The 12,922-nt window shown below is 39.3% G+C and carries 9 protein-coding genes and 2 pseudogenes; 1 reads left to right on the top strand and 10 read right to left on the bottom strand.

Annotated features, from left to right (window positions below):
* Positions 1–689 precede the first annotated feature (689 nt).
* Positions 690–836: a hypothetical protein gene (locus ACFIKJ_RS06215; protein WP_375625169.1), complete on the top strand. Its 147-nt coding sequence runs from the start codon at positions 690–692 to the stop codon at positions 834–836.
* A 46-nt stretch (positions 837–882) separates the two neighbouring features.
* Here ACFIKJ_RS06215 and ACFIKJ_RS06210 read toward each other — a convergent pair whose 3' ends face one another.
* The 10 genes and pseudogenes from ACFIKJ_RS06210 to ACFIKJ_RS06165 all read right to left on the bottom strand — a co-directional run.
* Positions 883–1,086 carry a hypothetical protein gene (locus tag ACFIKJ_RS06210; RefSeq protein WP_375625170.1) on the bottom strand — a complete coding sequence of 68 codons (204 nt, stop codon included), beginning with the start codon at positions 1,084–1,086 and terminating at the stop codon, positions 883–885.
* Positions 1,087–1,097: 11 nt separating this feature from the next.
* Positions 1,098–1,244, bottom strand: coding sequence for a hypothetical protein (locus ACFIKJ_RS06205; protein WP_375625967.1), 147 nt, complete (start codon positions 1,242–1,244; stop codon positions 1,098–1,100).
* A 371-nt stretch (positions 1,245–1,615) separates the two neighbouring features.
* A complete protein-coding gene (locus ACFIKJ_RS06200) occupies positions 1,616–2,866 on the bottom strand; it encodes an MFS transporter (protein ID WP_375625172.1) in 1,251 nt (416 codons plus the stop codon).
* Between the two features lie 64 nt (positions 2,867–2,930).
* On the bottom strand, positions 2,931–3,053 hold the full coding sequence (locus tag ACFIKJ_RS06195; RefSeq protein ID WP_330168748.1) for a hypothetical protein: 123 nt from the start codon (positions 3,051–3,053) through the stop codon (positions 2,931–2,933).
* 151 nt (positions 3,054–3,204) lie between these two features.
* A pseudogene (locus ACFIKJ_RS06190) lies at positions 3,205–3,503 on the bottom strand (hypothetical protein).
* 7 nt (positions 3,504–3,510) lie between these two features.
* Positions 3,511–3,720 (bottom strand): hypothetical protein, encoded by a 210-nt coding sequence (locus tag ACFIKJ_RS06185; RefSeq protein WP_375648487.1) that lies wholly within the window; start codon positions 3,718–3,720, stop codon positions 3,511–3,513.
* A gap of 166 nt (positions 3,721–3,886) precedes the next feature.
* A complete protein-coding gene (locus tag ACFIKJ_RS06180; protein WP_375670353.1) occupies positions 3,887–5,230 on the bottom strand; it encodes an MATE family efflux transporter in 1,344 nt (447 codons plus the stop codon).
* Between the two features lie 462 nt (positions 5,231–5,692).
* Positions 5,693–8,899 carry a DEAD/DEAH box helicase family protein gene (locus ACFIKJ_RS06175; RefSeq protein WP_375653184.1) on the bottom strand — a complete coding sequence of 1,069 codons (3,207 nt, stop codon included), beginning with the start codon at positions 8,897–8,899 and terminating at the stop codon, positions 5,693–5,695.
* Between the two features lie 28 nt (positions 8,900–8,927).
* Entirely contained in the window at positions 8,928–10,796 is a 1,869-nt protein-coding gene (locus ACFIKJ_RS06170) for a site-specific DNA-methyltransferase (protein WP_375670352.1), read from the bottom strand.
* A gap of 1,103 nt (positions 10,797–11,899) precedes the next feature.
* Positions 11,900–12,043, bottom strand: a pseudogene (locus tag ACFIKJ_RS06165) (DUF2924 domain-containing protein); the annotation flags it as partial.
* Positions 12,044–12,922: the final 879 nt, after the last annotated feature.

Genomic DNA, 12,922 nt, shown 5'->3' with positions numbered 1-12,922 from the left:
TAATGGCTGATAGAGCCAGCGACACTAATGGAAGCAGCCAAACAAGCGTTAAAGGCAAAATAGCCCCTTTACGTTGCATTGGGCGATGATCTCAACGCCTATATGAAGGATGTAGAGAGCTTATAGCGTACGGAGCGCAATTCTTAACTAAAAACTCCGCCCTAGCAATGCCCACTTATACTCCAGTTAATCCGTCACCCGCTGAATATCAAATGCCTCACCCCTTTACTGCTCCTCAAAATACATTTTGCTGCACTTACGCGCCGTATTCTTCCTTTGGAATTAAAAGAGCAGCCCTCTTTTCCTAATTTAGAATCTCTGCCTACACAACGCAGCAACAGATGCGACCATATATGCAATCACGCCTTAGGATCTGCATAGTAGAAAGCTTAGTTCGAGAGATTCATAAAGCCTATATCCCAATAAATTTTCCACCCAATCCACCTTTTAAAAGGGCGACTTTATATAAACCGTTAGAGCAAGCTATGAAATCCTTAGGTGTATTAGAAATAATTGGCGGTTTTTCCCTCAGACCAATGTTGATTGACTTTTACTCGTGCATATACGCAAGCGGTGCTACTCTTTTCTCAAATAGAAAGGACATAACCGTTACCATCTGGCCTATTATTGTTTGAAAATAAAGAAAAAGTATCAGTGCGACTGATGATATTGAAGAGCTATCTCATTATGTGGCTGTACTTAATTACGGCATTGGGAAGCTAGACACGCAATCACCCATTTCTGCGTGCCTTCTGCATGATATTCATAAGATTTTATTACGCGGTAAACGCGGTACGTCCAAAAGCCTTGGTGAATTTCGCAAAGCACAAAATTAGCTTGGCGGTACGCAACTAAAGACAGCGTCATTCGTGCCGCCCATTCCTACCACAGCCCCCCCACTCTCTCTACCACCATCCCCCGCTTAGAATCGCGCCAACTCATCACCGGTGCCTCGTTAAACACCACACCAGTCTCAAGGGCGGTAAAATGCGCCTTGCCGCATTTAATCTTCAGCATTTCTTTAAGGCGCAAATCAAACTCGCTATTCGTTCCTTTTGATTCCAGTACAAAATAAAGCTTTTGCACGCCATCTCACTCTAAAACACCCAAAAATCCGGCGTGTAAGAGCCTATGAGCACCACGATTTTAAAGCTCCTTGGCAATTTAAAAAATAATTTTATTTCGGAGGCATTATCATTAATTTTGCGCAAATTCTTTCTCAATATTACTCTTATAAACCACATGATCATATACACTCTTCTCACTCACCAGAACTGTACGCTCTAAATTCGCCGAAATTTAGCTACTTGCAAAACATTCTTGCACACTATAGTCTTGGCCAGCTAGTTTTAAATATTTAATACCAGCAATAGTAAGATTGACATACGCTTTATCGAGGATTTCCTCCGCGCACTCTAAAAAAGCTTGCGTTTTTTTTGCAAAATCTAATACGCGCCTACTATTTAGCAAAACATCAATATCATAAGCATCTCTACTAAAAACGATGGACAGCTATTAATTTCAACTCAATCCATATAAGATGACCCACACACTATTTTTTCTTGTGTCTTTATGTAAGTCATAGGCAAGTCCCTATTCAACTGTATTTTCACTTTCAAACCTCCTCGTCTTTTATTAACTTTTTATCAGTATAAAGCCAGGCCAAATTAAGCGGAATAATTAAACATATACAAAGCAAGGTGAAACAAAAAGCTGCTTCTATACAAACATTGTTTGCCAACCAACCAATCAGCACAAGCGCTAAAATACCAAAAATACGTGCAAGAAAACTAACAATGGATAAAACCGTATTTGCATTCTTTTGTTGAATATGTTTAAAAAATTCTGCTTCAAACTGCGTTACGGGGACAGAAAAAAAACTGTGAAATATGGTGAATAAAATAATGGGGGCCCAGCTGTTTGCAATGAGAAGCAGAGCAAGCATCACAACAGCACTCAGGGCGAGTGAGCACAAAGTTATCGCCATAGGAGCATATTTTTGCATAAGATATTTAATTACAAAGCGATTAAATAAGTATTTTACGAGAGTATAAGACACAAAGCACAGGCCAAGAATAAGAATTTTAGTCTTTCCTGTTGCATTGTCTAATACTCCTGTTTGTCCCAAAATAAAAGGTTGCCAAAAATGAAATATTGGCTGCAATGCAGCAACAATAAAACCACATATCAATATATAATATAACCCGATTTTTGAGGTAACTAAATAAGCAAAAGCTTCTGTTGCATGCAACAAAGAACCTGAGTCTATTGACTGACTACTCGAAACGGATGCAATAGCTATCCCCGTCACCCGACTAAACAAGAATACAAGTACGAGAAACCCGAAAGAACAAAAATAATATGCTGACTGATAATTATCCATACACAAAACAATAAGAACACCTAGCGCACCAGCAACCGTATTCATGAATGCCGTTAGTTCCCGCTTATAGGCGTTTACTTGGTGGTAGACCAAACTACCTTTGTAACCACCGCTATCGATTAAGCCTTTAATCCATGTGCTATCAGCGCCAGAACATAAAGCAAAGCCTAAAGCATAAATAATTTCTGCCGGAATTAAGACAGAAAGATTAGGTGCGTAGATACATAAAAAGAAAAAGAGCGAAAAAAAGAAACATGATAGGATAACATTTTGTTTAACGCCGATTTTATCTCCTAAAATCCCACAAGGCACTTCAAAAATACAAATAGCGACGCTAAATACAATTTGCAATAAAGCTAACTGTGTTATACTAACGCCCATAGACAAGAAAAAAAAAGCATGGAACGAACCTGTAATCAGCCGAACCCCACTCATTGCCGCACAGCCATAGAGCAACTTTTTAACTTCATAATCTATCGTCATTAATATATCCAAAAGCTATAAAGCTGGCAGCTTTTTTTGCTGCCAGCTTTATATATTTTAAACCTCAATTCAGAAGGGAGCGTCGAGCAGTCATTTTCTGCTCACTTGTTTGTGCTTTAAGCGAAGTAACATCAACCCGCTTAATTTGAATTTTTTTCAGTGGTTTATACACATCTTTAGTTTTCATAATTTTACCTCCTGTATTAAATGAAAACAATTAAATTTCACATGAAGTACACATTATAGCTACTTTTTAGCTAGCTTTTGTCAATTTATTATTTTGATATAAAAAGCTTTGCTCTCCTCCCCGCGCCAAGGTTAAGTATTTCATACTCCAATCATTCTGTAACAACCACCGCAGCACTTGGAAACTCATGCGCCCCTTCGGGCAAAGTACGCTTATATTCACGCCAATTTATCACCGGCTGTGCACCACACTTGAAACCCATCTCAAGCGCTGCAAAATGCGCAAAATAAAGCTTTTGTGCGCCCTCATGCTCTAATACCGACCAATCTGGTGTATAGGAGCCAATTAGCGTTGCAATTTTAAAACTTCTTGGCAATTAAAAAATAATCTTACATCAGGATCATTATCGAGATTTTGCGCAAACTCTTTCTCAATACGGCTCTCACACATCACATGATCATAAACATTTTTCTCGTTGACCACCGCCAGCCATTGATTGCCTTTTACGACCTAATTTTACAGATGTGGGATCAATCTTATTACGATGCGCACATTCAGCGATTATTTTATCCTCTGCATTAGAGTCAAAAACACGAACAATACGCGGCAGTTTCGGTAATAAATCCAGCCGCTCACTCAACCTACACGAAACGGTATTTCCTATCATCTTTGATCATATTCTACACCCTTATTATTTAAAAATCTATACATTCCATCAGCAAGACATTAACAACGAGCCTGTACATCTTTGCTGTTAAGTCTCCATGTATGGACTTCATCCTCAAAATCATCTTTAGCCGAAGCAACTTGACATTGCGGTGCTTTTATAACACTCACTCCGCCTCAAACATAGGGTTGCGTTTTATTAAATAACCCACACGCATATAATTAAAGATAGAAACAATTAAGCTGGCACTAATCATGCCAAACCAATAGCCAATAAAGCCATATTTTAAAAAATGTGCCATGAGCGCGCCCCCAAATAAGCCTATCCCCCAATAACTTATTGTTACAACAATGGTTGACCAAAACGTATCAAGCAAGCCCACAAGTATGCCATTGAGCATAGCTCCTAAAGTGCCAAAAGCAAAAGACAATAAAACAAACGGAAGCAACTCCCAAGAAAAAACAATAACGCGGACTGAAGAAATATCAAAGATGGTTGTAAGAATAAATTCATAAGAGAAATAAACAACCCCTGATAAAAACAAAACATAAGCGACAGCAAAAACTGTAACACTCATACGCAACTGTTTTAGAGCCATATGATTCCCATCTGCTCTATACCACGCTGCTATTGTTGCGGCTGCGCTGGAAATTCCCAAAGCTACCACAGAAATAAGCATATCGAGACGCATTCCTATCGTATGAGCAGCCAAAGCTTGAACCCCATAAGCCGTAATCATGAAGGCAATGACCGAAGGAAAGCCTTCCGCAATAAAAATACGTACACCAATGGGGAGCCCTACGCGCAGCAATTGTATTATTCGTGAAATCTCTAACTTTGGTCTCAAATAATTAAAGTGGAAGGAATGAAAAGTAGAATTGCGAGATAGAATTATTGCCACTGCAATAACAATCAAAATACGGATCAAACTACTCGCAATTCCAGCACCAAAGACACCGAAGCCGCTTGCAGGACCTATACCAAAAATAAGCAGCCAAGAGATAAGAAAATTCACGAGGATAGCGGTAAGCATAATCCAAGTTAAGGGCTTGGGATTACCAATTGCGGACAGTAATCCGCGGCTATTCACATAAAGATAAAAAAACACCACTCCTATCGCAGCGCCCATGTTATATTCCTGCGCTATATGAGCAATTGCCTCATCTTGACCAAGAAGACACAAAATATTCCTCGTATTGAGTAAAATAATAGCACTCACCATTCCAATCAAAAGGGAAAGCCATATTCCTTGATCAAACCATGCCTTCAATGCATATTTATCTTGTTTGCGAAAACTTTCCGCAAGTTTTGGTGTAACCGCAGTAATAATCCCTAGTCCCAACAACATAACAAAACTAAACATACTCAGAGCCAACATTGTACCACTTAAGGCTTGAACGCCTAAATGTGCTACAAGCGCTGCATCTGTGAAGGAAATCATCATTTGAGAGATAAACCCAACAGCCAGTGGCATGCCAAGAGAGAGCAATTGCTTCATCACAACAAACATTGTGAAATACCCTTCCATATTGAAGGGGGTATTAAGCCTAGATCTTTTAAACAAAACTGATTGATTTTTTCCGTCAAGTCTTTCCACCGCAAACCTTGTGTAAAGGATGCATAATGAGAACTCATTAAGCTAAGAGGAGATGCCCAGTTCTTAAAGGAGAAGCCAATGCACCTTTGTTCGTTTTTTGGACTTCATGCCATGCATGTTTTGTACAACATTATGCCCCCAAGCACAGCATCATAAATATCATGCCAAGTCTCAACCAGAAGAGGGCTGATTTCCGACGCGTCAAACAACAAAGCTTAGGTAATTGCAACTTCCATAAACACTCTCCACGAATATTAATCTATCTTATTGTTGCTTTAAAAATAGATCCTATCAAGACCTTCACACTTTTAAATTCGTAAAATTTATTTCAAAAAAATATAACGCATTAGCCACAGGCCACTTATTCTCCCCACTTCATTCCGCGGCAACGAGTTCAGTACTTTTGGCGCCCCTGCCACCCCCGTCCGTCGCCGACACCCCACGCTTATATTCACGCCAATTTGTCACCGGCTGGTCGTTAAATGCAACGCTCGTTTGCAGTGCAGCAAAATGCGCTTTGCCGCATTTAATTTTCAGCATTTCTTTAAGACGCAAATCAAACTCGCTGTTTGCCCCTTTTGTCTCCAGCACAAAGTAAAGCTTTTGTTCGCCATCCCGCTCTAAAAAGACCGCCCAATCAGGCGTATAAGAACCAATGGGAGTGGCTATTTTAAAACTTCTTGGTAGTTTAAAAAACAATCTGACTTCAGGATCATTTTCAAGACTTTGTGCAAACTCTTTCTCCACACTGCTTTCATAAACCACATGATCATACACACTCTTCTCACTCACAACAGCTGTACGCTCTAAATTCGCCACAAGCTCTTCGCTGGTAAAAAGCTCTTGCACACTATATTCTTGCCCGACCAGCTTTAAATATTTAATGCCATCAATTGTAAGATTAACGTGGGTTTTATTGAGTATCTCTTCTATGCGCTCTAAAAAAGCTTGCGGATTTTTCACAAACTCATGCTCACGCCCACTCTTTGTCAAAATACCAATAATTGTCTTTGCGGTTAATTTCAGCTTTAAGGTCAAATAATGTACAATATCCGGCAGTGCACACGAGATATAATTAAGCGCACTCTGCTTTAATAACTTCTCTTCATAGGTCACACCAGCACTATCCAGTTCTATTTCTGCTGTCTGATAAACCAAATGCGCGGGCGCAACTGGCGCCATTTTTTCCACTGCATCCACTGCTTTGGCAATAAACTCTGTGCGATCAAGCTTTGCACGATAAGTGGTCTTTTTATTGATCTTCTCCCACAAAGACAAAAACTCGGGCGAAGCCACTGTTTGCTTTTTAAGCTTAACCCGCACCTCGCGCGTAGCATTACGAATAATCGGCATGGCTTGGATCGCCTCTAGCGCCTGCATCACAGCCCGCTTTTGCCCTTTACTAAAACGTTCACTTAAATCCAATGTCCCCGCTGCCCATTGCGCTTTTAATGTATCTGTAATTTTTCCTTCTGATGTAAGCAAGGCTTTTTCACGCAACTCAGCCAATACATCAGCAGCCTCTTGCGAAGACATAAACTTTGTTTCCGTCACAGCTGTCACATACGTCAGATCTTGCAGCGTCTCAACATTAATAAGTGCGCCCGCATCAATTTTTTTCACAATTTCTTGACGCAATTCGCGTGGCATTTCCTCCGCCCCTATAACTTCAAATTCATTCGCTACCAAATCTTGATTTGCTTTAACCATACCCGCCTCGTCAATCAAATCTTTTGCAACAAGCGTTTTAATAATTTTTTGTGCTTGTGACACTTCCACTTTAGCGGCTATATATTTTACATCTTCATAAACACAGCCAACCAACTCCTCCATCTGCAATGTACCAAATTTATAACCAATATCCGCCTCTAATTCTTTTTGCAATGTACTCACAAACTCAGCAAAGCTTTCATTCACCATGACATGCAGCACATTTATATCTTTATCTTCCACCCGCTCACCTTGTTGGTTTACACACAAACGCAAACCGCGACCAATCTTTTGCCGCGCGGTAAAATTCGATTTTTGCTCAATCAACATACACACTTGAAACACATTCGGATTATCCCAGCCTTCTCTTAATGCCGAATGCGAAAAGATAAAACGCAAGGGGCATGCAAAAGATAATAACCACTCCTTATCGCGCATAATCGTGTTATAAGTGTCATCATCAGCTTGGCTGTCGCCCTTTGTATCCTTATACACGCCTTTCTTGTCTTGCGAGAAATAACCGCCGTGTACGTTTCGAACATTTTGCGCAAACTTAGTTCGCAAGGAGGCATATTTCTTTTTCGCCCACAGCTCTTCATAACATTCTTCAAACATACGCTCATAAAGTGCTGGCTCTTCATCATTGCTACGATATTTAGCCACCTCATCAATAAAAAAAAGTGATAAAACTTTAATACCTAAAGGCGCAAGCCGCAATTCTTTATCTAAATGTGTTTCTATAGTGCGATAAATTTGCGCGCGTTTAAGCTCTACTATATTCACATCACCAAGCGCGTGGCCAAACTTGACAATTTCAGTATCAGAAAACTCAACGGCTTCATCCCCCGCCATGCAATTGATACCCGAAACAATATACCCCCTATAAAGCTCACGCCCGCCCGTAACGCGATACAGATCATCGCCTTGTCTCACTGTAACTGTTTTGCGGCTCACAGTGCCATTCTTTCCCGCAATATCCAACTCTAAGCGCGCCTTAAAGCCATGTTTGTGTGATACGGATTTCAAGGCAATATAGGGACGGTTAAAATCTTGCTCTATCTGATTAGAAGAAACACAAATTTGCTTTACCAGTCCTTTTTGATAAGCATCAACAGGTGTTAAACGATATAAAAGATTAATCTCATCTTTATGCGTGGCACTATAGCGGAAAACACAAAGCGGGTTAAGGCTCGCAATAGCCTCCTTCGCTTTTGCTGTATTATCCACCGATTGCGGTTCATCTATGATCACAATCGGTTTTGTATCTTGGATATAACGCATAGCACTTTCGCCATTCAATCTATCTTGCGGAAGGTTGATAATATTTTCTGCTTTTTTAAATGCATCAATATTGATAATCATAATTTCAATATTGGTAGAGCTTGCAAATTGACGAATTTGCGAAAGATCTTTTGAATTATAAATAAAATAACGATAGGGCAGATTATCAAACTCTGCTTGAAAATGCTCTCTTGTTACCTGAAGTGATTTATATACCCCTTCGCGAATAGCAACACTTGGTACGACAATAATAAATTTGGTAAAGCCATAGCGTTGATTTAACTCAAAAATCGTCTTGCTATAAACATAAGTTTTGCCTGTTCCCGTTTCCATCTCAATAGAAAACTGCTTTTGCTCTAGCGTCTCACTCGCCAAGAGTTTATTGTTCTGTTGCACCTCTTGTAGATTTGCTAATATGCTTTCATCACTAATTAATAATTGATTACCACAACCAAATTCATTTAACGCTAATTGTCCTTGTTCTAAATGCAAGAAAATAGAAGAATTCCGTCGTGGTTGGCCTTTAAATAAATCAATGACGCTTTTAACCGCATCATTTTGAAATTCTTGTTGTTTAAATTTAAGTTTCATATCGCCGCCCCAATCGTCTCTCTATAGTTTAAATTTTATCAAAACTTACTTCATTGTCTTTAAAGATAAAATCGCAATTAATAAGCGCCTCATCACTTTTAAAGGCCGCATCAAGCGCTACGATTTTTACGGGCAAATACTTTATCATCTCTTCCGCATCTTCGGGTTCAAAGGGCGGGTCTATAGCTATAATTACCAAGACATCGCCTTCGCTCTCGCCTATATAATAGAATTTTTTGCCATTGATTGGTAAAGGATAAATTTTTAAATCCAGTGGCCAACCATATTTAAGTATGATTTCGAAGATAATATCTTGATGAGAGCGCTCGGGATTCACCCCCTGCAAAATATGATCCAAGCGCATTTGCAATTTTTCTTTAACATCAAGTGCATTCGGATCAATCGGGCTATCGTCCCATATGGAAAAGTTGGAACTATCGAGCTCTAGAACGCGAAATCCGGTGTCTAGAGGCTGCTCGCTTGTGAGTTCTGCTTCATGCTTTTGCTTGATTTGTGTACCAGCGCGGCGAATACGTTCGCTACCTATATCGCAGATAGTTTTATAACCAGCTTTATAGGCTTCGCTCTTTTCATCACATAATTCAGGCAATTGCACCATGATGAATTTGCGATTACCACCATCTTCGGCATTCAAAGCCATCACTGCATGCGCTGTTGTACTAGAGCCAGCGAAAAAATCGAGAATGATGTCGTTGTCACTGGTCGTCTGTTCAATCAATTGCTTTATAAGACTCACACCCTTGGGATGATCAAAAAATTGGCCGCCTAAAAGTTCTCGTAATTGTTTGGTCGCTATAAAATTCATATCTGTTTCAAGCATTGTACTAAATGGTTTAGTTTGAGATTTAACTTCTGTTTGATGACGTTTATAAGTAGGCGTACCTTGTCCGTTTTTTGGGAAGATCACCTTGCCTTCTTTGATGATGTTTGCCATTCGTCCTTTTTCATAAGCCCATACACGATTGGGATTACACTGGTAAACTACACCCGTTTGTGGATCAGTAATCGGGTAATTAAGATTTGGCCGCTCTGATGCTGTTTTATTGCATGTCAAATTATCAGCCATCCAAGGCCCGCGCGGGTCATTATCGGGGTTGGTATAATTTGCAAAACTCTTTTGTACTCCACTAAAAACAGTGTGCCTGCGACTATAACACAAAATGTAATCATGGTCTGTACTTACATTGTTTTGCGCATCATTAGCACCAGTGCGTTTCCTCCACACCAGCTGCGCAACAAAATTCTCTTCGCCAAACACTTCATCACATACTTTGCGCAAATTATGAACTTCATGATCATCTATTGAGATAAAAATCACCCCATCGTCACGCAATAAAGTCTGTGCCAAACGCAAGCGCGGATAGATCATATTGAGCCACGCAGTGTGAAACCGCCCCATTGTCTCAGGATTCGATTTTGTCGTTTGGCTCGTCACTTCCTTATATCGCGCCAATGGGTCTTTAAAATCATCACCATAGATAAAATCATTACCCGTATTATAGGGCGGGTCTATATAGATCATCTTCACTTGGCCAAAATAAGCCCGCTGGATAAGTTTTAACACTTCAAGATTATCGCCCTTAATATAAAGATTATGTGTATTATCAAAGTTTACGCTCTCCTCGCGCTTCGGGCGCAATGTCGCAAATGAAGGCTTTTGAGCAAGCTTTAAACTTGCTCCTTTGCCCTTCCATTCAAATTTGAACTTCTCAAAATCATTATCAATATATTCGCCGCATAGATTAAGAAGCTGATCTATATTGAGCTTTCCCTCAGCAAAACATTGCGGAAAGGCTGCTTTTAACTTTTCTATGTCTGGATTAACTGGACTTTGACTCATGCCCTCTATTTTATCTTCACCTGCTATTATACTCATCTTTGCGCTTCTCCGTTACGCTTAGTATAAAATATGTCTATGAATATTTCTTTTGTACGTCGCAATTCCTTTTATCCTATTTATTTCTGTATCCTCTGCAAATTTACTTTCATGAAAAGTGTCGTATAAGCTGTTCTCTTTATTTTTTAAAGTTTCTTGTGCTTGTTTTATTTCTTTTTACTTACGCAAGTCAGCTAGATCAATTCGCATTACCACATTTTGATCATTTTGCTTTTCTTTAATTTACTTTGCAAGAGCAATAATTTCGCGCTCTAAATTGGCGCACTGTTTGGCATAATAAAGGCAGCAATTTTATATTTTTTCTTGTGTGCTATTATGGCACTTACAAACATTATCAGTAAGCTTATCAATTGGCACAAGCACATCCAAAATATGTCTATCTTTTAGCCTTGTCCTATTTCTGACAAATCGAAGAGCTGTATCGTCAATTTGACGACATGCCACCATAGGTAATTTTAAAATTGCGTCACATGTGGCTTAGTCAAGCACATACAAGTACTATCACTGTCAACTAAAACATAAATTTCTTCATCATTTATTTCGATGCAATAAAAACCAATTTCTCAAGGGATTATGTCGGCATCCACTTCTAGTTCTCCCTTGTCCGTGCAAGCAAGATTTGCTAAAATACCTTTTACGGAGGGTAAAAACACCCTCAAACGTCCGACAACATGTTGAAAATCTTCCCCATGCTATAAAACGCTTTACCTTTATAGGTTTTATACTGTGCGTCAGATTCATAATAAAATATAGCTCTTATCATTTTGTCCCTGAATGATTTGGCCTTACCAATCATATAATTAGGATCGCAAACCATGCTTCTACAATCTGCCATAGGAATGTATTAATCTCTTGCACTCACTCCTTAAATATATTGCGGCATGATTTTTACATTATCAACAACGTTGGTATTCATTGCCAACCTTCATGACAATAAGCTTTAACAAAGCTTTCGCCTGCTTCTTTTTGTCATCCAGTGAGTTAAACTCCTAAGCCTTCTTCGGTGAATTTACGTCTATATATAGCGCCGCGTATTGGTTTTATCGCTTGTTTAAGCACCTTTCTTGTCCCCTGTCACCCTCTCATCCACGCCTTAAAAGGACAAAAAATAAATGGCCATTCCAATTGATGTCGGTAATATGCTTGGCAATAGCTTTCAAGCTTTTGTAAATCTTTCCCTCATATTGATAGCCTTTTGGCACCACAAGCACATGATGCGTTTGTCCTAAATAATCGTCACTGAAATAAGTGTGTCATAAGGCTTTGGACTCCTACATTGACGTATACTTTACAGTGGCTATTTCTTGCTCTAATTGTTTACAACTCATTGTCTAATCCTCTCAACACATGAATGTTCTATTTCCTCGATTAGTCAGAAATAGTGTGTGTTCACAAAGTTAGACCAAAATGCAATTATGTCGAAAAATAACCAACGCTCAGCGCAAAAAAACAATTTATTCTTTTGCATTGGATAGCTCACCCCCCTCCACGCTTAGAACCAATAAACCTAAGCTTATTGATCACGTTTTTCTGTATACCTCAATCGATCAAACACAATTTAAATAAACTCCTCAATAATGACGGTATCTGCTAACTATACGCCTAAGCTTGTTACTACTATAAGTCTACCGCGCACCCAAAACGAGAAATTTATATCCTATTGAAAAAAATAATAAATTTAGAAGATCCCTTCTTAAACTAAGTCTCGACTAAATAAGATGGTTTGGGCATTTTTAGCAAAAAGAGAGAAAAATTCACTGTCTCAAGGAACTTGAGCTACGTTATCGATCATATGCAAAAAAGGCTGAGAAGTGCAGATTTCTTAAAGAAACAAAAGAAATGAGAATAGTTTTATAAAGGAAAATGGTACTGCACGCGATACATCGGTGCTAACGTTCTCTTTAAAAACACACAGATAATTACAACTAGCTTCAAAAAACAGCCTTACCAATGAAGTACTCGCTAGAGGGTTGCGTGCACAACACAATAATGACACACTGATTCCCGCAAGCGTGCTTCACATATTGTACGCATAGCCTGTACAGAGTCTACCGCTCCTAAATACTCAAACGTAAAAACGTAATGCTACTGGATCGTATAGTGAC

Origin of the sequence: Bartonella sp. PS7NMGDW (genome assembly GCF_042193585.1) — a bacterium.
GTDB classification, from domain to species: Bacteria; Pseudomonadota; Alphaproteobacteria; order Rhizobiales; family Rhizobiaceae; genus Bartonella; species Bartonella grahamii.
Note: the sequence above shows the minus strand (reverse complement) of the source record. Positions and strands in the feature narration are given on the sequence as shown.